We start from the raw sequence: 22,198 nt of genomic DNA, 5'->3' as shown, positions 1-22,198 counted from the left end.
GACGATGACCACCATCCCCGCCTCCACGACCTCCCGCGCCGACTTCGACGCGCTGCACGCCGGGCACCGCGTGATCCCGGTGATCCGCGAGCTCTACGCCGACGGCGAGACCCCCGTCGGCATCTACCGCAAGCTCGCCGACGGCCGCCCCGGCACCTTCCTCCTCGAGTCGGCGGAGCAGGGCGGCGTCTGGTCGCGCTTCTCCTTCATCGGCGTCTCCAGCTTCGGACTGCTCACCGAAGACGACGACAGGGCGGTCTGGCTCGACCTCGGCCTGCCGATCGAGCGCGTGCTGCCCGCGGGGCTCCCCGACGCACCGCTCGAGGCCGTGAGCGCCCTCTACGAGCACTGGAAGACCCCGTCGGTGCCCTCGCACCCGCCGCTCACCGGCGGGCTCGTCGGGTTCATCGGCTGGGAGACCGTGCGTCAGCTGGAGCGCCTGCCGAACCGCCCGCCCGCCGACTACCGCATCCCGAGCCAGGCGCTGTCGTTCGTGTCGGAGCTCGTCGTGGTCGACCACGTGCTCGGCACCGTGCAGCTCGTCGTCACCGTGCTCGCCGACCGCGAGGCGGAGAGCGCCGACGAGCTGTGGGCCGAGTCGCAGCAGCGGCTCGACGCCCTGCAGTCGTCGCTCGCCCAGCCGGCCGAGGCGTGGCTCGCCACCGCCGACTTCTCGGTGACGGCGGTTCCGGATGCGCGCACCGAGCGCGCCGATTTCCTGCAGGCCATCGAGGTGGCCAAGGAGCACATCCGCGAGGGCGACATCTTCCAGGTGGTGATCGGCCAGCGTTTCGAGCTCGACTGCCCCGCGCATCCGATCGACGTCTACCGGGCGCTGCGCACCCTCAACCCGAGCCCGTACATGTACCTGCTCACCCTCGTCGACACCGACGGCACGCCCTACCAGATCGTGGGCTCGAGCCCCGAGGCGCTGGTGAAGGTGGAGAAGGGGCGGGCGCACACGCACCCGATCGCGGGCTCCCGGCCGCGGGGCGACACGCCGCAGCACGACGTCGAGCTGGAGCGCGAGCTGCTCGCCGACGACAAGGAGCGCGCCGAGCACCTCATGCTGGTCGACCTCGCCCGCAACGATCTGCTCAAGGTCTGCGAGGCCTCCTCGGTCGAGGTCACCGAGTTCATGCGGGTGGAGCGGTTCAGCCACATCATGCACATCGTCTCCTCGGTGGAGGGTCAGCTGCGCGACGGCGTCGACGCGATCGACGTGTTCCGGGCGACCTTCCCGGCCGGCACGCTCTCGGGCGCGCCCAAGCCGAGGGCGCTGGAGATCATCGACGAGCTCGAACCGGCGCAGCGCGGCCTCTACGGCGGTGTCGTGGGGTACTTCGCGTTCGGGGGCGACGCCGACGTGGCGATCGCCATCCGCACCGCCACCATCCGCGACGGTGTGGCCCGGGTGCAGGCGGGCGGCGGGCTCGTCGCCGACTCCGACCCGGCGAGCGAGTTCCAGGAGTCGGTGAACAAGGCGGCGGCGCCGCTGCGCGCGGTCGCCGTCGCGAACGCGATGACGAGGGTGCGCTGATGGGCGGTGCCCGGCGTCTCAAGGTCTTCTCCATCCTCGGCATCCTGCTGCTCTCGGCGCTGACCTTCCTCGCCTGGTCGCAGTCGTGGGGCACGCTCGTGCTCGTGGCGTCGCCCACCACCGACACCGTGCTCGACGTGCCGGGCTCGGTCGCCGCACCGGCGCTCTCGGCCCTCGGGCTCGCGGGCATCGCCCTCGCCGGGGCACTGGCGATCGCCGGACCGCTCGTGCGCATCGTGCTCGGCGCGCTCGAGGTGCTGCTCGGCGTGAGCGTGCTCTGGTCGGCCATCGGGGCGCTCTCCGACCCGGTCGGAGCGGGCGCCTCCGTCGTCACGACCAGCACGGGCGTGGCGGGCACCACGTCGATCCGCGAGCTCGCGACCGTCGGGTCCGAGACACCGTGGCCCGCCGTCAGCGTGGTGCTCGGGGCGCTCATGGTCGTCGCCGGTCTCCTGGTGATCGTCACCGTGCGCCGCTGGCCGGCCGCCGGGCGCAAGTACCAGGCCGTCACCTTCGAGTCGGCCGACGGGCGGCAGAGCTCCGATCCAGGGGACTTCTTCGACGAGGGCGAGCCGGACGAGGCATCCGGCTCCGGCGCGCCCGACGCCGCGTCGCGTCCGGACGCCGCCGCGCGACGCGACGCGGCGGTCGACGACTGGGACCGCCTGACACGCGGCTCCGACCCCACCCGATAGACTTGACCGGAACCACCCGACGACAGGAAGAGATCGATGAGCCACGAAGAGGATGAACTGGGCGAAGGCCACTCCGTCGCTGCATGGACGGCCGTCGTCGTCTCGCTGATCGGCATCGCCATCGGTACCGTCGCCTTCTTCTTCGACATCCAGTGGCTGGTCTGGGCCTCGGCGGGCCTCACCGTGTTCGGTTTCATCCTCGGCTTCGCGCTGTCGAAGGCCGGCTACGGTGTGAACGGCTCCCGCACGGCCGCGAAGGAGCACTGACCCAGGTGCTCGCCGATCTCGTAGCCGGAGCGCTCGAGGACGCGGCGGAGCGTCAGCTGACCAGGAGTCTCTCCGAGGTCGAGACCGCAGCCCTCGCGCGCGCCGCAGCCCTCGACGCCCTCGCGGCGCTCGCCCCCGCCGAGCGGGTGAAGATCATCGCCGAGGTCAAGCGTGCGAGCCCGTCGCGCGGTGACCTCGCCGAGATCCCCGACCCCGCCGTGCTCGCCTCGCTCTATTCCGGTGCCGGTGCGAGCGCCATCAGCGTGCTCACCGAGGGCCGCAAGTTCAAGGGCTCGCTCGCCGACCTCGAGGCCGTGCGCGCCGCGGTGCCGGTGCCGGTGCTGCGCAAAGACTTCATCGCCACCGAGTACCAGGTGCTCGAGGCGCGCGCCGCGGGCGCCGATCTGGTGCTCCTCATCGTCGCCGCGCTCGACCAGCCCACGCTCTCGCGCCTCCACGAGTTCATCCGCTCGCTCGGCATGACCCCCCTGGTCGAGACCCACGACGCCGTCGAGGTGTCGCGCGCCGTCGACCTCGGTGCCGACCTCGTGGGTGTCAACGCCCGCGACCTCAGCACCTTCGAGCTCGACCCCGACCTGTTCGGCCGGCTCGCCGAGCGCATCCCCGACGGCACCGTGAAGGTCGCCGAATCCGCCGTCAAGACCCCGGCCGACGTGGCGCACTACCGCGCCTCCGGCGCCGACGTCGTGCTCATCGGCGAGGCACTGGTCACCGGTGCCGACCCGGCGGCGACGCTGAAGGAGTTCCTTTCCGCATGACCGATCCCACCCCTGCAGACCTGGCAGCCGTCGGCGCCCTGCGCGCCGAGTCGGGCCCCTTCTTCGGCGAGTTCGGCGGGCGCTTCATGCCCGAGTCGCTCATCGCCGCGCTCGACGAGCTCGACGAGGCCTACCAGCTGGCCAAGCTCGACCCCGAGTTCCACCGCGAGCTCGCCGAGCTCGGCCGCGGCTACACCGGCCGGCCGTCGATCATCACCGAGGTGCCGCGGTTCGCGAAGCACGCCGGCGGCGCGCGCATCCTGCTGAAGCGCGAAGACCTCAACCACACCGGCTCGCACAAGATCAACAACGTGCTCGGTCAGGCGCTGCTCGCCAAGCGCATCGGCAAGCACCGCCTCATCGCCGAGACCGGCGCCGGCCAGCACGGTGTCGCCACCGCCACCGCCGCTGCGCTGTTCGGCATGGAGTGCGTGGTCTACATGGGCGAGGTCGACACCGAGCGTCAGGCGCTCAACGTCGCCCGCATGCGGCTGCTCGGCGCCGAGGTCATCCCGGTCACGAGCGGCACCCGCACGCTGAAAGACGCCCTCAACGAGGCCTTCCGGGACTGGGTGGCGAACGTCGAGTCGACGCACTACCTGCTCGGCACGGTGGCAGGCCCGCACCCGTTCCCCGTCATGGTGCGCGACTTCGTGAAGGTCATCGGCGAGGAGGCGCGCCAGCAGGTCATCGACCTCACCGGGTCGCTTCCGGATGCGGTGACCGCCTGTGTCGGCGGTGGATCGAACGCGATCGGCATCTTCCACGCCTTCCTCGACGACGCCTCGGTGGGCCTCTACGGCTACGAGGCGGCGGGGCTCGGCGTCGACACCGAGAAGCACGCGGCGACCATCACCAAGGGCCGCCCCGGAGTGCTGCACGGCTCGCGCAGCATCATGCTGCAAGACGACGACGGCCAGACCCTCGACTCGCACTCCATCTCGGCGGGTCTCGACTACCCGGGCGTCGGCCCCGAGCACGCCTGGCTGGCCTCGATCGGCCGCGCCAGCTACCGTCCGGTCACCGACGACGCCGCGATGCAGGCGTTCCGTCTGCTCTGCACGACCGAGGGCATCATCCCCGCCATCGAGTCGTCGCACGCGCTGGCCGGCACGATCGAGCTCGGCCGCGAGCTCGGCCCCGACGCCACCATCCTGGTGTCGCTCTCGGGCCGCGGCGACAAAGACGTCGAGACCGCGGGGCGCTACTTCGACGTGCTCGACGAGAACGGAGACGCGAAGGTATGAGCGACACCGCCGCCGCCCCCGCCTCCGTCTCGGCACCCGAGTCGCCCGTGGCCTCGACCATCGCGCGGGCGAACACCGACCGCGCCGGCGCCTTTGTCGGCTACCTCCCCGTGGGCTACCCCTCGCTCGACGAGAGCGTCGACGCCGCGGTCGCCCTGGTCGAGAACGGCGTCGACGTGCTCGAGCTCGGGCTGCCGTACTCCGACCCGGTGATGGACGGCCCGGTCATCCAGGCCGCCACCGTCGAGGCGCTCGAGAAGGGGGTGCGACTGCGTGACGCCTTCACGGCCGTGGAGCGCATCCGTTCCCGCGTCGACGCACCCGTGCTGCTCATGACGTACTGGAACCCGGTGCTGCAGTACGGCGTCGACCGTTTCGCCGACGACCTGGTCTCGGCCGGGGGAGCCGGGCTCATCACGCCCGACCTCACCGTCGACTCCGGTGCCGACTGGCTCGCCACGAGCGACCGCACCGGCCTCGACCGCGTCTTCCTCGCCGCCCCCACCTCGAGCGACGAGCGCCTGCGCCTCGCGATCGAGAACAGCCGCGGCTTCGTCTACACCGTCTCGACGATGGGCATCACGGGGGCACGCGCCGATCTCGACGCCGCGGCCCGCAAGCTCGTCGACCGCCTCCGAGCCCAGGGCGGCGACAGCCTCGCCGTGGGCATCGGCATCTCGACCGCCGATCAGATCGCCGAGATCCTCGGCTACGCCGACGGCGCCATCGTCGGTTCGGCCCTCGTCAAGGCCCTCGCCGACGGGGGAGTCCCCGCCGTCGGGAAGCTCGCCGCCTCGCTCGCCGAAGGCACCAAGCGATAGGCTCAGCCCAACCCCGCGCCGACCGCCCCCTCGAACAGGGGGCGGGAACGGCACCCCGAGCGCGCTGAGGTAGAATCGACCGGCGCTCCGTTCACCACACGCGGTCCACAGACGCCGGTGGGCACCTAGACATCCCCTTGGGCCATCGTCGTCCCAGTTCCCTCAGAAATTCACGTAGAGGACGGTTCTGCATGGCCGAACAGCCCACCCCGAACAGCCCGAGCTTCAGCTTCAGCACGCTTCCCGCCGCCCAGGGCCTGTACGACCCGCGCACGGAGAAAGACGCCTGCGGACTGGCCATGGTGGCCACGCTCCGCGGCACCGCCGGTCACGACATCATCGACACGGCCCTCGGCGCGCTGCGCAACCTCGAGCACCGCGGCGCCATCGGCTCCGACGCGGGTACCGGCGACGGCGCCGGCATCCTCACCCAGATCCCCGACGCGTTCCTGCGCGCCGTCGCGCCCGTCGAGCTGCCGCCCGTCGGCCGGTACGCGGTGGGCAACGCCTTCCTCCCGCTCGACGCGACCGAGCGCGAGGCGGTGCAGCAGCGCATCCACGACCTCGCCGCCGAGGAAGACCTCGTCGTGCTCGGCTGGCGTGAGGTGCCCGTGCGCCCCGACGAGCTCGGCCGCCTGGCCCGCGACGCCATGCCCGCCATCTGGCAGCTGTTCGTGCAGTCGACCCGCACCACCGAGTCGGGCGCCACGCTCTCGGGCCTCGCGCTCGACCGCCAGGCGTTCCGGCTGCGCAAGCGTGCCGAGCTGCAGCACGAGGTGTACTTCATGTCGCTGTCGTGCCGCACCATCACCTACAAGGGCATGGTCACGACGCTGCAGCTCGAGCCGTTCTACCCCGACCTCTCCGACGAGCGCTTCGCCTCGAAGCTCGCGCTGGTGCACTCGCGCTACTCCACGAACACCTTCCCGTCGTGGCCGCTCGCGCAGCCGCTGCGCATGATGGCGCACAACGGCGAGATCAACACCGTGCAGGGCAACCGCAACTGGATGCGCGCGCGCCAGTCCCAGCTCGAGTCGGAGCTGCTCGGCGACCTGTCGCCGCTGTACCCCATCGTCACGCCGGGCCTCAGCGACTCCGGCTCCTTCGACGAGGTGGTGGAACTGCTCACCCTCGCCGGCCGCTCACTGCCGCACGCCATCATGATGATGGTTCCCGAGGCGTGGGAGAACCAGAACGACTTCGAAGAGGCGCGCCGCGCCTTCTACGAGTACCACTCCATGCTCATGGAGCCGTGGGACGGCCCGGCCGCTCTCATCTTCACCGACGGCACGCTGGTCGGCGCCACCCTCGACCGCAACGGGCTCCGCCCCGGCCGTTACCTCATCACCGACGACGGCCTCGTCGTGCTCGCCAGTGAGATCGGCGTGAGCCCCGACATCGACCCCTCGAAGGTCGTGCGGAAGGGGCGGCTCCGCCCCGGCAAGATGTTCCTCGTCGACACGGCGGCCGGCCGCCTGATCGAAGACGACGAGATCAAGGCCGAGCTCGCCTCGGCCGAGCCCTACGCGGCGTGGCTCGAGGAGGGGCGCATCAACCTGCGCGACCTGCCCGAGCGTGAGCACATCGTGCACACGCCCGCCTCGGTCACCCGGCGCCAGAAGACCTTCGGCTACACCGAGGAGGAGATCCGCATCCTCCTCACCCCGATGGCCAAGAACGCTGCCGAGCCGCTCGGCGCCATGGGCTCCGACACGCCGATCGCCGTGCTGAGCGAGCGCCCGCGCCTGCTCTTCGACTACTTCACCCAGCAGTTCGCGCAGGTGACGAACCCGCCGCTCGACAGCATCCGTGAAGAGGTCGTCACGAGCCTCCGCCTCGGCCTCGGGCCCGAGCGCAACCTGCTCGCAGCGACCCCCGAGCACACCCGGCAGGTCATCCTCGACTTCCCGGTGATCGACAACGACGAGCTGGCGAAGATCCAGCACATCGACCCGCGCTCGGGCAGCCGGCTCACCACGACCATCCGCGGCCTCTACCGGGTCGACGAGGGCGAGAAGGCGATGCAGAACCGCATCGCCGCGATGTGCGCCGAGGCCGACGAGGCCATCGAGAACGGCGCCGAGTTCATCGTGCTCTCCGACCGCGACTCGAACCGCGAGTTCGCGCCCGTGCCGTCGCTGCTCATGCTCGCCGGCGTGCATCACCACCTCATCCGCAAGCAGACCCGCATGAAGGTGGGTCTGATCGTCGAGGCCGGCGACGTGCGCGAGGTGCACCACGTCGCGCTGCTCATCGGGTACGGCGCGTCTGCGATCAACCCGTACCTCGCCATGGAGTCGGTCGAGAACCTGGTGCGCGCCGGTGTGCTCACCGGCGTCACGCCCGAGAAGGCTGTGAAGAACGTCATCAAGGCGCTCGGCAAGGGCGTGCTCAAGATCATGTCGAAGATGGGCATCTCCACCGTGTCGTCGTACGCGGGAGCCCAGACCTTCGAGGCGGTCGGCCTCGCGCCCGAGTTCGTCGACGAGTACTTCACCGGCACCTCCTCGAAGCTCGGCGGTGTCGGCATCGACGTCATCGCCGCGGAGAGCGCCGCGCGCCATGCCGCAGCCTTCCCCGAAGACGCAGCGGTCACCGCCCACGAACCGCTCCTGGTCGGCGGCGAGTACCAGTGGCGCCGCGAGGGCCCGCCCCACCTGTTCAACCCCGACACGGTGTTCCGGCTGCAGCACGCCACGCGCGCCCGCCGGTACGACATCTTCCGCGAGTACACCACGCTGGTCGACGACCAGGCCGAGCACCTGCTCACCCTGCGCGGGCTGTTCAAGCTGCGCGGCGGCGTGCGCGAGGCCGTGCCGATCGACGAGGTCGAGCCGATCGAGTCGATCGTGAAGCGCTTCTCCACCGGCGCGATGAGCTACGGCTCCATCTCGAAGGAGGCCCACGAGACCCTCGCCATCGCGATGAACCGCCTCGGCGGCAAGTCGAACACCGGCGAGGGCGGAGAAGACGTCGACCGTCTGCTCGACCCCGAGCGGCGCAGCGCGATCAAGCAGGTCGCCTCGGGCCGGTTCGGTGTGACGAGCATGTACCTCACGCACGCCACCGACATCCAGATCAAGATGGCGCAGGGCGCGAAGCCCGGCGAAGGCGGCCAGCTGCCGCCCACCAAGGTGTACCCGTGGGTGGCGCGCACGCGTCACGCCACCGCCGGTGTCGGCCTCATCTCGCCGCCCCCGCACCACGACATCTACTCCATCGAAGACCTCAAGCAGCTCATCTTCGACGTCAAGCGCGCCAACCCCGAGGCCCGCGTGCACGTGAAGCTGGTGAGCCAGAACGGCATCGGCGCGGTCGCCGCGGGGGTCACGAAGGCCCTCGCCGACGTCGTTCTCGTCTCGGGCCACGACGGCGGCACCGGCGCGAGCCCGCTGAACTCGCTGAAGCACGCGGGAACGCCCTGGGAGATCGGCCTCGCCGAGACCCAGCAGACCCTCATGCTGAACGGCATGCGCGACCGCGTCGTCGTGCAGGTCGACGGTCAGATGAAGACCGGTCGCGACGTCATCGTCGGCGCGCTGCTCGGTGCCGAGGAGTTCGGCTTCGCCACCGCGCCGCTCGTCGTGGAGGGCTGCGTCATGATGCGCGTCTGCCACCTCGACACCTGCCCGGTGGGCGTCGCCACGCAGAACCCGGAGCTCCGCGCCCGCTTCTCGGGCAAGCCCGAGTTCGTGGTGAACTTCTTCGAGTTCCTCGCCCAGGAGGTGCGCGAGTACCTCGCCGAGCTCGGCTTCCGTTCGCTCGAGGAGGCCATCGGCCACAACGAGCTGCTCGACGTGAACGCGGCGATCGAGCACTACAAGACCGAGGGCCTCGACCTCAGCCCGGTGCTCGTCGGCCCGCACTTCGCGCCCGACGAGCCGCGCTCGAACCACCGCGCGCAGGAGCACGAGCTCGAGAAGCACTTCGACGTGCGCCTCATCCACGAGGCGGGCGCCGCGCTCGACCACGCGGAGCCCGTTGCCATCACGCTTCCCATCCGCAACACCGAGCGCGCCGTCGGCACCATGCTCGGTCACGAGGTGACGAAGCGCCACGGCGAGCACGGCCTGCCCGACGGCACCATCCAGGTGACCCTGCTCGGCTCGGCCGGCCAGTCGCTCGGTGCGTTCCTGCCCTCCGGCATCACGCTGCGCCTCGAGGGCGACTCGAACGACTACGTCGGCAAGGGTCTCTCCGGCGGCCAGATCGTGCTGCGGCCCGACCGCAACTCGATCTTCCCGGCCGAGCGCAACGTCATCGCCGGCAACGTCATCGGCTACGGCGCCACCCGGGGCAGCCTCTTCCTCCGCGGCATCGTGGGGGAGCGGTTCCTGGTGCGCAACTCCGGCGCCACCGCGGTGGTCGAGGGCGTGGGCGACCACGCGCTCGAGTACATGACCGGTGGTCTCGCGCTCATCCTGGGCTCCACCGGCCGCAACCTCGGCGCGGGCATGTCGGGCGGCACCGCCTACATCCACGAGCTCAACCCCGAGCGTGTGAACGCCGACTCGCTGAGCTCGGGCGAGCTGCAGCTGCTGCCGCTCGGCAGCGCCGACGTCGAGATCGTGCGCGACCTGCTCGAGCGTCACGTCGCCGAGACCGGGTCGACGCTGGCGGCACGGATGCTCGCCGACTTCGACGAGACGATCTCCCGGTTCACGAAGGTTCTGCCCCGCGACTACGCGGCGGTGCTGGCGACCCGCCAGGAAGCAGTCGAAGAAGGACTCGACCCCGACGGCGACGTCGTCTGGGGACGTATTTTGGAGGTGACAGGTGGCTGATCCCAAGGGCTTCCTGAAGACGCAGGAGCGCGAGCTCCCCGCCCGCCGGCCGGTCTCGCTCCGGCTCATGGACTGGAAAGAGGTCTACGAGCAGGGCGACATGGCCACGGTCAGGCGTCAGGCCGGGCGCTGCATGGATTGCGGCATCCCGTTCTGCCACCATGGCTGCCCGCTCGGCAACCTCATCCCCGAGTGGAACGACCTCACCTGGCGCGACGAGGGCCGTCAGGCCATCGAGCGGCTGCACGCCACGAACAACTTCCCGGAGTTCACCGGCCGGCTCTGCCCGGCCCCGTGCGAGTCGTCGTGCGTGCTCGGCATCAACCAGCCCGCCGTCACCATCAAGCAGGTGGAGCAGTCGATCATCGACCAGGCGTTCGCGAACGGCTGGGTGCAACCGCACCCGCCGGAGCGCCTCACCGGCAAGACCGTGGCCGTCGTCGGCTCCGGCCCCGCGGGCCTCGCGGCGGCCCAGCAGCTCACCCGCGCCGGCCACACCGTCGCGGTGTACGAGCGCGACGACCGCATCGGCGGCCTGCTGCGCTACGGCATCCCCGACTTCAAGATGGAGAAGAAGCACCTCGAGGCCCGTCTCACGCAGATGATGGCCGAGGGCACCCGCTTCCGCGCCGGCATCGAGATCGGCGTCGACATCACCTGGGACGACCTGCGCGCCCGCTACGACGCCGTCATCGTCTGCACCGGCGCCACCGTGCCGCGCGACCTGCCCATCCCGGGCCGCGACCTCGACGGCGTGCACTTCGCCATGGAGTACCTCGTGCAGCAGAACAAGGTCGGAGCGGGCGACGACCTGCTCGGCCAGATCGACGCCGAGGGCAAGCACGTCGTGGTGCTCGGCGGCGGCGACACCGGCGCCGACTGCATCGGCACCGCACACCGCCAGGGCGCGCTCTCGGTGACCAACCTCGCCATCGGCAAGCAGCCCCCGGCGGAGCGGCCCGAGAACCAGCCCTGGCCCATGTTCCCCAACCTGTTCGAGGTGGCGAGCGCGCACGAGGAGGGCGGCGACCGCAAGTTCCTCGCCTCCACCGTCGAGTTCCTCTCCAACGAGTCGGGCGAGGTGCGGGCCATCCGCGTCGCCGAGACCGAGTACCTCGACGGCCGCCGGGTTCCGAAGGCCGGCACCGAGTACGAGATCCCCGCCGACCTGGTGCTCCTCGCGCTCGGCTTCACCGGAGCGGAGTCGGAGCAGCTCGACGGTCAGCTCGGCACCCGCTTCGAGCGCGGCACCGTCGAGCGCGACGGCGACTACCAGAGCACCGTGCCCGGTGTCTTCGTCGCCGGTGACGCCGGCCGCGGCCAGTCGCTCATCGTCTGGGCGATCGCCGAGGGCCGCGCAGCGGCATCCGCCGTCGACCGCTACCTCGAGGGTTCGACCGAGCTGCCCTTCCCGGTGAAGCCCACCGACCGCGCCATCTCGGTCTGATAGCCTCGCCCCCGACCAACCACCTACAGCCTCCACCCACCACCACATATGCGCCCCGGCGCAGAACTCGGAGCAGTAACCACTGATGAGACGCGCGAAGATCGTCGCAACCCTCGGGCCGGCAACGTCGACCTATGACACCATCAGAGCCATCATCGATGCCGGCGTCGACGTCGCTCGCATGAACCTCAGCCACGGCAGCTACGACGTGCACGAGGCCGTCTACAAGAACGTGCGTCAGGCCGCCGACGACTCCGGCCGCGCCGTCGCCGTGCTGGTCGACCTGCAGGGCCCGAAGATCCGCCTCGGCAAGTTCGAGAACGGCCCCTACGACCTCGCCGAGGGTGACATCTTCAAGATCACCATCGACGACATCATCGGCACCAAGGAGATCTCCTCCACCACCTTCAAGGGCCTGCCCGACGACGTGAAGCCGGGCGACCCGCTGCTCATCGACGACGGCAAGGTGGCGCTGCGGGTGCTCGAGACCGACGGCACCGTCGTCACCACGGTCGTCGAGGTTCCGGGCGCCGTGTCGAACAACAAGGGCATCAACCTGCCCGGTGTCGCCGTGAACGTTCCCGCCATGAGCGAGAAGGACGTCGCCGACCTGCGCTGGGGCCTCAACCTCGGCGCCGACTACATCGCGCTGTCGTTCGTGCGCGACGCGGCCGACGTGGTCGACGTGCACCGCATCATGGACGAAGAGGGGCGCCGCGTTCCCGTCATCGCCAAGATCGAGAAGCCGCAGGCCGTCGACAACCTCGAGGAGATCATCGACGCCTTCGACGGCATCATGGTCGCCCGCGGCGACCTCGGTGTCGAGCTGCCGCTCGAGGCGGTGCCGATCGTGCAGAAGCGCGCCGTCGAGCTCTCCCGCCGCATGGCGAAGCCCGTCATCGTCGCCACCCAGGTGCTCGAGTCGATGATCTCCTCGCCCCGCCCCACCCGCGCCGAGGCCTCCGACTGCGCCAATGCGGTGCTCGACGGCGCCGACGCGGTCATGCTCTCGGGTGAGACCAGCGTGGGCGAGTTCCCCGTCATCACCGTGCAGACCATGGCGCGCATCATCGAGTCGACCGAGGAGCACGGCCTCGAGCGCATCCCCGAGCTCGGCACCAAGCCCCGCACCCAGGGCGGCGCCGTCACGCTCGCCGCCGCCGAGGTGGGCGACTTCGTGGGCGCCAAGTTCCTCTGCGTCTTCACCGAGTCGGGCGACTCGGTGCGCCGCATGACGCGCCTGCGCAGCACCATCCCCATCCTCGGGTTCACGCCGCTGCCCGGCATCCGCAACCGCATGTCGCTCAGCTGGGGCGTGCAGTCGTACCTGGTGCCGCGCGTGAAGCACACCGATGAGCTCATGGTGCAGGTCGACGACGTGCTGCTCGGCCTCGGCCGCGCCCAGCTCGGCGACAAGGTCATCGTCATCTCCGGGTCCCCTCCCGGGGTCGCCGGCACCACGAACGACATGCGCGTGCACGTCATCGGCTCGGCCCACAACCCGCTGAAGCCGGAGACCTTCGACACCTGATCGGGCTGACAGGCCCTCCAGGGCCCGATGCTCAGGATTCGGCCAGGATTCGATCAAGACTTGATCGGGTCCTGGCCGATCGCCGTTTTCGGGCGGATGCGCGCTGCTAGATTTCGGATGCGCCTCGACCGCGAGGCCCTGCGACCCGAACGGAAGAACACCACCATGCAGCGCACCAGCCTCGTCCTCCGCACCGTCGGTGCGACCGCCGTCGTCGCCACCGCGCTCGCGCTCTCCGGCTGCTCGACCATCATGCCCCTGTTCGGCATCCAGCCCACCCCCGCGGTGCAGGGAGCCGGAACGAATGCCTCGACCGGCACCACCGGCACCCAGGCGACGGCCACCGACCTCCAGTTCGCCTCCGTCTTCACCGACATGGGCTCGGTGCACCCCACCGTCGACATCGCCGACCAGCTGCAGCTGAAGATCGACGTCTGGACGGAGCAGAAGACCCACGACTGGACCCCGCTCGCCGACAAGCGCTTCTCCTTCGTCATCGGCGCCTACGACAACCGCGTGCCCGCCGAGGCGACCTTCGACCAGAAGCGCCGGGTGTACATGTCGAACATCACCGTCACCGCGCAGACGACCACCGCATCCGGTGCCGTGCAGACCGCCTACACCCTCAACACCGACCCGCTGAAGGTCACCCTCGACCCCGAGGCGCTGCGCTCGGAGCAGGGGCTCGGCCTGCTGATCACCTCGCCGAAGGGCGGGTTCCAGCTCGAGTCGCAGCAGATCGGGGTGCTCGCCGACGACACCCAGGGCGTGATGCTCGACTTCGCCCTGCAGCTGTCGTACGAGAACTCGCCCGGGTCGAACACGTACACCACGCAGATCGTGCACCAGTACGTGCCGATCGCGATCTTCTCGGAGGTGCCGTCGACGCCCACCCCGGCACCCACGCCGTCGGTGACCCCGACGCCGATCGGCTGACGCCACCGTTCTCGTGCCGGCCGAGCGTTCTGTGCGCGCCCCCACGCGCATCCGCTCGATCGGTACCGGTGGTGGGACTCGAACCCACACGCCCTCACGGACAGCGCATTTTGAGTGCGCCGCGTCTGCCATTCCGCCACACCGGCCTGCTACGAGCGAGGTCAAGAATACCGTAGGGTTGAATCGTGACTGACCAAGAACCAACGACAGCAGTGCCCCGCCGCGTAGTGGTGGCCGAAGACGAATCGCTGATCCGCCTCGACATCGTCGAGATCCTGCGCGACAACGGGTTCGAGGTCGTCGGCGAGGCAGGAGACGGCGAGACCGCCGTGGCCCTCGCCGCGGAGCTGCGTCCCGACCTGGTCATCATGGACGTGAAGATGCCCCAGCTCGACGGCATCTCGGCTGCCGAGCGGCTGTCGAAAGATCACATCGCCCCCGTCGTGCTGCTCACCGCCTTCAGCCAGAAGGAGCTCGTCGAGCGCGCCACCGAGGCCGGCGCACTCGCCTACGTGGTGAAGCCGTTCACGCCCAACGACCTGCTGCCCGCGATCGAGATCGCACTCTCGCGCTACGCCCAGATCATCACCCTCGAGGCCGAGGTCGCCGATCTGGTCGAGCGCTTCGAGACCCGCAAGCTCGTCGACCGCGCCAAGGGCCTGCTCAACGAGAAGATGGGGCTCACGGAGCCCGAGGCCTTCCGCTGGATTCAGAAGGCGTCGATGGATCGCCGGCTCACCATGCACGACGTGGCGCAGGCCATCATCGAGCAGCTGTCGCCGAAGAAGTAGGGTTCAGCTCTTCTCGAAGACCTGGTTCGGCCGTCGGTCCTTGATGATGTTCGTGATGCGAACCGTCGAGAGCCGGCGGCCGTTCTCGTCGTCGACCTCGATCTGATGCGTGGCGAGGCTCTTGCCGAGGTGGATGGCCGTGCAGGTGCCGATCACCCATCCGTTCGTCGCCGAGCCGGAGTGGCTGGCGTTGATCTCGATGCCCATCGCCACCTTCGTGGGGCCGGCGTGGAGGTTCGCCGCGGTCGAGCCGAGGCTCTCGGCGAGCACCACGTAGGCGCCGCCGTGCACCAGGCCGAGCGGCTGCGTGTTGCCCTCGACGGGCATGCGGGCCACCGAGCGCTCGGGGCTGAGCTCGAGGAACTCGATGCCCATCCGCTCGGCGAGAGCGCCGATGCCGCGGTAGCCGAACACCTCCATCACGTCGATCGGGAGGGGTTCGGCTGCGGATGCGGGGGGCTCGGTCTGCTGCGTCATCGGTGCGTGATCCTGTCTGATTTGGCTGTCGGAGGCCGTGTGTAGGCTTGCCGTGTGCCGGACAAAGATCAGCCTACCCTCCTCGTCATCGACGGTCATTCGCTCGCTTTCAGGGCCTTCTACGCCCTGCCGGTCGACAGTTTCTCCACCCGCGACGGGCAGCACACGAACGCCATCCACGGCTTCCTCGCGATGCTCATCAACCTGCTGAAGGCCGAGAAGCCCACGCACCTCGCCGTCGCCTTCGACGTCTCCCGCTTCTCCTTCCGCACCCGCGAGTACGCCGAGTACAAGGGCACCCGCGGCGAGACCCCGCCCGAGTTCATCGGGCAGGTCCCGCTGCTGCAGGAGTGCCTTCACGCCCTCGGCATCGTCACCATCGAGAAAGAAGACTTCGAGGCCGACGACATCCTCGCCACCCTCGCCACGCAGGGGCGGGAGGCGGGCTACCGCGTGCTCGTCGTCTCGGGCGACCGCGACACCATCCAGCTCGTCAACGACGACGTGACGCTGCTCTACCCGTCGCGCCAGGGAGTTTCCGACCTCACGCGTTATGACGAGGCGAAGGTGCTCGACCGGTACGGCATCCGCCCCGAGCAGTACCCCGACATCGCGGCGCTCGTCGGCGAGACCAGCGACAACCTGCCCGGCGTGCCGAAGGTGGGCGAGAAGACGGCGGTGAAGTGGCTGAACCAGTTCGGCTCGCTCGACGCCATCCTCGAGCACCGCGACGAGATCGGCGGAGTGGTGGGCAACAACCTGCGCGAGCACGTCGACGACGTGGTGCGCAACCGCAAACTCAACCGGCTGCTCACCGACGTCGAGCTGCCCGTCGGCCCCGACGACCTCGAGCGGCGCCCGGCCGACGAGCAGCTGGTGCGCGAGGTGTTCGCGCGGCTCGAGTTCCGCACGCTGCTCGACCGGGTGCTGAAGCTCGAGGGCTTCTCGGGCGACTCCGAGGTGGGGGCGGCCGCGGCCACCGCGGCAGCTGCCGCCGCCGAGAACGCGCCGACGCCGGTGACGCTGCTCGACGAAGAGCTCACCGGGTGGCTGGGGCGTCACTCGGCGCCCGCGGGCTCTCTCGGCGACTCGCCGGTCGCCGACGCGGTCGCCGTGCACATCGAGACCATCGACGGGTTCCCGGTGGGCTTCGGCCTCGGCACCCGCAGCGAGACGGTGTTCCTGCCGTGGATTCCGAACAGCCCCGACTACGCGCCGCTCGAGGCCTGGCTCGCGGGGCCGAGCCCGAAGATCCTGTTCGACGCGAAGAAGCAGATCAAGGCGCTGCGCGCGGCGGGCCTCGAGGTGGGAGGGCTCGCCTTCGACCCGGTCATCGCGGCGTGGCTGCTGAAGCCCGACTCCAGCGCCGACCGCTCGCTCGCGCAGCTCGTCGACCGGCACCTGCTCGAGACGCTGCCCACGCCCGACCCGAACCAGCTCGTTCCCGAGAACGACTCCGCCTTCGGGCCCGCCGAAGAGGCGTGGTACGTGTGGCGGGTGGCGCAGTCGCTCTCCGGCGTGCTCGACGAGCGCACCCTGCGCGTGCTCACCGAGATCGAGCTGCCCGTGCTGCTCGTGCTCGCCGAGATGGAGCTCACCGGCGTCACCGTGAGTCACGCCGAGCTCTCGGCGCTGTCGAGCGAGCTCGGCGAGACCGCGGCGTCCATCGCCACCGAGGCCTTCGGCATCATCGGCCGCGAGGTGAACCTCGGTTCGCCCAAGCAGCTGCAGGAGGTGCTGTTCGACCAGCTCGACATGCCCAAGACCCGCGCCACGAAGACGGGCTACTCCACCGACGCCGGGGCCCTGGCCGACCTGCAGGCGTCGAATCCGCATCCGTTCCTCGGGCTGCTGCTGGCGCACCGCGACGCCACGAAGCTGCGGCAGATCATCGAGAGCGTCGACAAGGCGATCGCACCCGACAAGCGGGTGCACACCACCTACGTGCAGACCGGCTCGTCGACGGGGCGCATCTCGTCGACCGACCCGAACCTGCAGAACATCCCGGTGCGCACCGAGGAGAGCCGGCGCATCCGTCAGGCGTTCCAGGTGGGCGAGGGGTACGAGACGCTGCTCACCGCCGACTACTCGCAGATCGAGATGCGCATCATGGCGCACCTCTCGGGTGACCAGGGGCTCATCGACGCCTTCCACTCCGGCGAAGACCTGCACCGCTTCGTCGGTGCGCGCATCTTCTCGGTCGACCCGGCCGACGTCACGCCCATCATGCGCACCAAGGTGAAGGCCATGTCGTACGGGTTGGCCTACGGCCTCTCGGCGTTCGGCCTGTCGAAGCAGTTGCGCATCGAGACGGCCGAGGCGAAGCAGCTCATGTCGGAATACTTCGAACGCTTCGGCGGGGTGCGCGACTACCTGCGCAACGTCGTGGTGCAGGCCAAGGTCGACGGGTACACCGAGACCATCTTCGGCCGCCGCCGCCCCTTCGCGAACCTCAACAGCGCCAACCGCGTGCTGCGCGACAACGACGAGCGCGCGGCGCTGAACGCCCCCATCCAGGGCACCGCCGCCGACATCATCAAGATCGCGATGATCGGCATCGCCGCAGACCTCCGCTCCCGCGACCTGCAGTCGAAGATGCTCCTCCAGGTTCACGACGAACTCGTCTTCGACGTCGCCCCCGGCGAGTGGGACGCCCTCGCCGAGGTCGTCACCACCCGCATGGGCGGCGCCGCCTCCCTCTCCGTCCCCCTCGAAGTGCAAGTCGGCCACGGCCCCAACTGGGACGCCGCCGCCCACTAGCGCGCCGCGCCCCGCGCGGCGCGCCGCGTGCGCCGCGCCCGCCGCGCGCCGCGCAAAACGACGGAGTCTCGGCACGAATCCCTCCCGAGACTCCGTCCTTCTGCGCGGGCGCCCCATTCCTCCGTCGTTTCGCCCCTCACCCCCGCCCAAACTCGATGGACTCTCCCGCCCGCAGCCGCCACCCCCTCCACCCGTTTCAGTGAGGGGCCGGTTTCTCCATCCACTTCGGCCGCCCCATCCCCCTATCCACTTCGGCCCCAATCGACGGAGTCTCGGCGGATATGCCGTCTGAGACTCCGTCGTTCCGCCCGAGCGCCCGGCTCCTCCGTCGTTTCGCCGCTACCCGCGCCCGAACTCGATGGACTCTGCCGCTCGTAGCCGCCATTTCCTCCATCCGTTTCCGTGAGGGGTCGGTTTCTCCATCCACTTCGGCGCCGATAGACGGAGTCTCGGCGGATATGCCGTCTGAGACTCCGTCTTTTGGCCCCGGTGGCGGAATTCTCCGTCGATTCGCCGCCACCCGCGCCCGAACTCGATGGACGCGGCCGCTCTAAGCCGCCATTTCCTCCATCCGTTTTCGTGAGGAGCCGGTTTCTCCATCCACTTCGGGGGCGTGGCGGGCGCGGTGGAGCCGCGCGACGCGCCGCGCCGGGTGGGGCGGGTCAGCGGAAGTCGCGGGAGGTGGTGGGGGCGGTGAGGGAGAGGGGTTCGAAGCGGTCGGCGACGAGGTTGATGACGCCCTCGGCGGAGCGTTCGAGGATGCCGCGCACGATGAGGGCGGGTGCGTCCCGCGCGATCCGGCGGTATCGCTTCCAGACCCCGACACCGCAAATGACGTTGAGCAGCCCCGACTCGTCTTCGATGTTGAGGAAGGTGATGCCGCTCGCCGTCGCCGGGCGCTGCCGGTGTGTCACCACCCCGCCCACCTCGATGCGTCGCCCCGACTCGGTGGCGGCGAGATCGGCGACCGAGAGGGCACCCCGACCGCGCAGCTCCTCCCGCACGTGCGCGAGCGGATGATCATCGGGCGAGATCCCGGTCGCCCAGAGGTCGTACACCACCTGTTCCTCGGCCGAGAGCATCGGTAGCAGGGGCGGCTGCACCGACACGAAGGTCCCCTCGAGGTACTCCGCCTTCTCCTGGGCGGCGTTGCCGGCCTCCCAGAGCGCCTCGCGCTTCGTGAGCCCGAGCGACTCGAAGGCCCCGGCCGTGGCGAGCGCCTCGAGCTGACCGGTGTCGAGCCCCACGCGGCGCACCAGATCGCTCATGCTGAGATAGGGCCCGTTCTCGGCGCGCTCGGCGACGATGCGCTCGGCGACCCCCTTGCCGATGGAGTGCACCTCGGCGAGCCCGAGTCGCACCGCGAGCTTGCCGTCGCGGCGATGCAGCTCCGAGAGGTCGGGCGCCGACCGGTCGAAGTCGGGCGGCACCGGGGGAGACGGATGCACGCAACCGTCGAGCCCGGTCTCCTCCACCAGGCTCCCGGGCGGTGAGGCCAGCAGCAGCGGCTCGAGCCCGGCCAGCACCCCCGAGCGCTGGATGTCGGGGCGCCGCACCTCCACACCGTGCCGACGCGCATCCGCCGTCAGTGTCTGCGGAGAGTAGAAGCCCATCGGCTGGGCGCGGAGCAGGGCAGCGAGGAAGGCAGCCGGGTAGTGCAGCTTGAACCAGGAGCTCGCGTACACCAGCAGGGCGAAGCTCGTGGAGTGGCTCTCGGCGAAGCCGAAGTTCGCGAAGGCCTCGATCTTCTTGTAGATGATGTCGGCGTCGTCGCCGGTGATGCCGTTGCCGGCCATGCCCGCGTAGAGCTTCTCGCGCAGGCTCGAGATCTTCTCGAGCCCCCGCTTGGAACCCATCGCCCGGCGCAGCAGATCGGCGTCTTCGGCCGAGCAGTCGCCGACGGCCATGGCCATCTGCATCAGCTGCTCCTGGAACAGCGGCACCCCGAGAGTGCGCTCCAGCACCGGTTCGAGCTTCGGATGCAGGTAGGTGATCTTCTCGAAGCCGAGCTTGCGTCTGATGTACGGATGCACGGCCCCGCCCTGGATGGGCCCCGGCCTGATGAGGGCGATCTCCACCACGAGGTCGTAGAACGTGCGGGGCTGGAGGCGGGGGAGTGTTCCCATCTGCGCCCGACTCTCAACCTGGAACACGCCGATCGAGTCGGCACGGCACAGCATGTCGTAGACGGCCTCCTCCTCCTTGGGGATGGAGTCGAGGTTCCACTCGCGGTCCGTCGACTCCTGCACCAGGTCGATCGTGTACTGCAGGGCGGAGAGCATGCCGAGCCCCAGCAGGTCGAACTTCACGAGGCCCATCCAGGCGCAGTCGTCTTTGTCCCACTGCAGCACCGTGCGGTCGGCCATGCGCGCGTTCTCGATGGGGCAGACCTCGCCCACCGGGCGGTCGGTGAGCACCATGCCCCCGGAGTGGATGCCGAGGTGACGCGGGAACTTCAGCAGCTCGGTGGCGAGCTCGATCACCGGGGCGGGGATGTCGTGGTCGTCGCTCTCGACCATCGGCCCCCAGCGCTCGATCTGCTTCGACCAGGCGTCTTGCTGCCCGGGACTGTGGCCGAGGGCCTTGGCCATGTCGCGCACGGCGAACTTCGGGCGGTACTGGATGACGTTCGCCACCTGCGCGGCGTTGCGGCGGCCGTACTTCGTGTAGACGTATTGGATGACCTCCTCGCGCCGTTCGGAGTCGAAGTCGACGTCGATGTCGGGCTCTTCGTCGCGCATGCTCGACAGGAAGCGCTCGAACGGGAGGTCACGCGCGATGGCGTCGACCGCGGTGATGTCGAGGAGGTAGCAGACCGCCGAGTTGGCTGCCGAGCCGCGCCCCTGGCAGAGGATCTTGAGCCGTCGGGCCTCGCGCACGATGTCCCAGACGATGAGGAAGTACCCCGGGAAGTCTTTCTCCTCGATGACCGCGAGCTCCTTCTCGATGCGGCTCCAGTCGTCGGGGGATGCGTTCGGGTACTTGCGCGGCACGGCGTCGAGCACGAGCATGCGCAGGTACGACATCGGGGTGTGCCCCTCGGGCACCTCCTGGCGGGGCAGTCGGGGCTTCGCCATGCGCAGCTCGAAGGAGAGATCGGCAGCCACCTCGACGGTGTGCTCCACGGCGCCCGGGTAGCGGGCGAAGCGGCGAGCCATCTCGGCGCCCGAGCGCAACCGGGCGGTCGGAGCCGCGGGGAGCCAGCCGTCGAGCTCGTCGAGGCTGCGGCGGGCGCGCACGGCGGCGAGTGCCTGCGAGAGCCGGTGCTGCTCCGAGCTGGCGTAGTGCACGTTGCCGGTGGCGACCACGGGCAGCCCGCGTGCCGCGGCCAGTGCGGCAAGCGTGTCGTTGCGCGTGCTGTCGAGCGGATCGCCCCGATCGATCAGCTCGACCAGCACGTTCTCGCGCCCGAACAGGTCGACCAGGCGGTCGACCTCGCGCCCCGCCGCCGCTTCGCCCTCCCGCTCGAGAGCTTGGCGCACCAGCCCTTTGCGGCAGCCGGTGAGCACCGTCCAGCCGCCCTGGGCATGGCCGGCCAGCTCGTCGAGATCGTAGAGCGGCTTGCCTTTCTCGGCGCCCGGGGCCAGTTGCGCCGAGGTGATGGCACCGGCCAGGCGGTGGTACCCCTCCTTGCCGCGGGCCAGGAGCAGGAGGTGCGAGCCCTCCGGGTCGGCGATGCCGTTCTGCGGCTTGCTGAGGTCGAGCGAGAGCTCGGCCCCGAAGATGGTGGCCACGCCGTGCTTCTCCGCGGCCTCGGCGAAACGCACCACGCCGTAGAAGCCGTCGTGATCGGTGAGGGCGAGGGCGTTCAGCCGCAGCCGAGCCGCCTCCTCGACGAGCGACTCGGGCGACGACGCTCCGTCGAGGAAGCTGAAGTTCGAGTGGGCGTGCAGCTCTGCGTAGGGCACGACGGGGGTGTCGGGCTCATCCGGCTCGTCATGGCCCGTCGCGTCGATCAGCGCGGGGTCGTAGGGGGCGCGCTTGGCCGACTGGGTGACGCCGTCGCCCGGGGGCGGCCCGGGCCTGGTGCGGCCCGAGAGGGTGCGCTCCAGCTCCGACCATGAGATGGCGGGGTTGTCGAAGCCCATCTCATCGCCTCCTCTGCGGGGTGCAGGATGCGCGA

The 22,198-nt window shown here is 70.0% G+C and carries 14 protein-coding genes and 1 tRNA gene; 12 read left to right on the top strand and 3 right to left on the bottom strand.

Annotation, left to right across the window (positions count from 1 at the left end; translation table 11 throughout):
- Nucleotides 1–4: 4 nt before the first annotated feature.
- The 10 genes from HL652_RS08065 (at nucleotide 5) to HL652_RS08020 (ending at nucleotide 14,047) form a co-directional block, all read left to right on the top strand.
- The gene (locus HL652_RS08065) at nucleotides 5–1,540 is read left to right on the top strand and encodes an anthranilate synthase component I (RefSeq protein WP_171704857.1); all 1,536 of its coding nucleotides are present in this window, start codon (nucleotides 5–7) and stop codon (nucleotides 1,538–1,540) included.
- Nucleotides 1,540–2,235 (top strand): Trp biosynthesis-associated membrane protein, encoded by a 696-nt coding sequence (locus tag HL652_RS08060; protein WP_171704856.1) that lies wholly within the window; start codon nucleotides 1,540–1,542, stop codon nucleotides 2,233–2,235. Before HL652_RS08065 ends, HL652_RS08060 begins: the two co-directional genes overlap by 1 nt.
- A gap of 36 nt (nucleotides 2,236–2,271) precedes the next feature.
- Complete coding sequence (locus HL652_RS08055; RefSeq protein WP_171704855.1) at nucleotides 2,272–2,502, top strand: DUF6704 family protein; 231 nt, start codon at nucleotides 2,272–2,274, stop codon at nucleotides 2,500–2,502.
- 5 nt (nucleotides 2,503–2,507) lie between these two features.
- Nucleotides 2,508–3,281 carry an indole-3-glycerol phosphate synthase TrpC gene (trpC, locus tag HL652_RS08050; RefSeq protein WP_171704854.1) on the top strand — a complete coding sequence of 258 codons (774 nt, stop codon included), beginning with the start codon at nucleotides 2,508–2,510 and terminating at the stop codon, nucleotides 3,279–3,281.
- On the top strand, nucleotides 3,278–4,528 hold the full coding sequence (trpB, locus tag HL652_RS08045) for a tryptophan synthase subunit beta (RefSeq protein ID WP_171704853.1): 1,251 nt from the start codon (nucleotides 3,278–3,280) through the stop codon (nucleotides 4,526–4,528). Before trpC ends, trpB begins: the two co-directional genes overlap by 4 nt.
- Complete coding sequence (gene trpA, locus HL652_RS08040; RefSeq protein WP_171704852.1) at nucleotides 4,525–5,349, top strand: tryptophan synthase subunit alpha; 825 nt, start codon at nucleotides 4,525–4,527, stop codon at nucleotides 5,347–5,349. The genes trpB and trpA overlap by 4 nt, the downstream gene beginning before the upstream one ends.
- A gap of 191 nt (nucleotides 5,350–5,540) precedes the next feature.
- Nucleotides 5,541–10,133 carry a glutamate synthase large subunit gene (gltB, locus tag HL652_RS08035; RefSeq protein ID WP_171704851.1) on the top strand — a complete coding sequence of 1,531 codons (4,593 nt, stop codon included), beginning with the start codon at nucleotides 5,541–5,543 and terminating at the stop codon, nucleotides 10,131–10,133.
- On the top strand, nucleotides 10,126–11,580 hold the full coding sequence (locus HL652_RS08030) for a glutamate synthase subunit beta (RefSeq protein ID WP_171704850.1): 1,455 nt from the start codon (nucleotides 10,126–10,128) through the stop codon (nucleotides 11,578–11,580). Before gltB ends, HL652_RS08030 begins: the two co-directional genes overlap by 8 nt.
- An 85-nt stretch (nucleotides 11,581–11,665) precedes the next feature.
- The gene (pyk, locus tag HL652_RS08025; RefSeq protein ID WP_171704849.1) at nucleotides 11,666–13,111 is read left to right on the top strand and encodes a pyruvate kinase; all 1,446 of its coding nucleotides are present in this window, start codon (nucleotides 11,666–11,668) and stop codon (nucleotides 13,109–13,111) included.
- A 165-nt stretch (nucleotides 13,112–13,276) separates the two neighbouring features.
- Nucleotides 13,277–14,047 carry a hypothetical protein gene (locus HL652_RS08020; protein ID WP_171704848.1) on the top strand — a complete coding sequence of 257 codons (771 nt, stop codon included), beginning with the start codon at nucleotides 13,277–13,279 and terminating at the stop codon, nucleotides 14,045–14,047.
- A 63-nt stretch (nucleotides 14,048–14,110) separates the two neighbouring features.
- Here the strand turns inward: HL652_RS08020 and HL652_RS08015 are convergent.
- Nucleotides 14,111–14,193: transfer RNA gene (locus HL652_RS08015), tRNA-Leu, on the bottom strand.
- 39 nt (nucleotides 14,194–14,232) lie between these two features.
- Between HL652_RS08015 and HL652_RS08010 the strand changes: the two genes are divergently transcribed.
- The gene (locus HL652_RS08010) at nucleotides 14,233–14,838 is read left to right on the top strand and encodes an ANTAR domain-containing response regulator (RefSeq protein ID WP_171704847.1); all 606 of its coding nucleotides are present in this window, start codon (nucleotides 14,233–14,235) and stop codon (nucleotides 14,836–14,838) included.
- Between the two features lie 3 nt (nucleotides 14,839–14,841).
- Here the strand turns inward: HL652_RS08010 and HL652_RS08005 are convergent, their stop codons facing one another.
- The gene (locus HL652_RS08005; RefSeq protein WP_253743841.1) at nucleotides 14,842–15,258 is read right to left on the bottom strand and encodes a PaaI family thioesterase; all 417 of its coding nucleotides are present in this window, start codon (nucleotides 15,256–15,258) and stop codon (nucleotides 14,842–14,844) included.
- Between the two features lie 111 nt (nucleotides 15,259–15,369).
- Here HL652_RS08005 and polA point away from each other — a divergent pair, with 111 nt between their 5' ends.
- Complete coding sequence (gene polA / locus HL652_RS08000; RefSeq protein ID WP_171704845.1) at nucleotides 15,370–18,075, top strand: DNA polymerase I; 2,706 nt, start codon at nucleotides 15,370–15,372, stop codon at nucleotides 18,073–18,075.
- Nucleotides 18,076–18,737: 662 nt separating this feature from the next.
- Here the strand turns inward: polA and HL652_RS07995 are convergent.
- The gene (locus HL652_RS07995; RefSeq protein WP_171704844.1) at nucleotides 18,738–22,163 is read right to left on the bottom strand and encodes an error-prone DNA polymerase; all 3,426 of its coding nucleotides are present in this window, start codon (nucleotides 22,161–22,163) and stop codon (nucleotides 18,738–18,740) included.
- Between the last annotated feature and the right edge of the window lie 35 nt (nucleotides 22,164–22,198).

Origin of the sequence: Herbiconiux sp. SALV-R1 (genome assembly GCF_013113715.1) — a bacterium.
Taxonomy (GTDB): domain Bacteria; phylum Actinomycetota; class Actinomycetes; order Actinomycetales; family Microbacteriaceae; genus Herbiconiux.
Note: the sequence above shows the minus strand (reverse complement) of the source record. Positions and strands in the feature narration are given on the sequence as shown.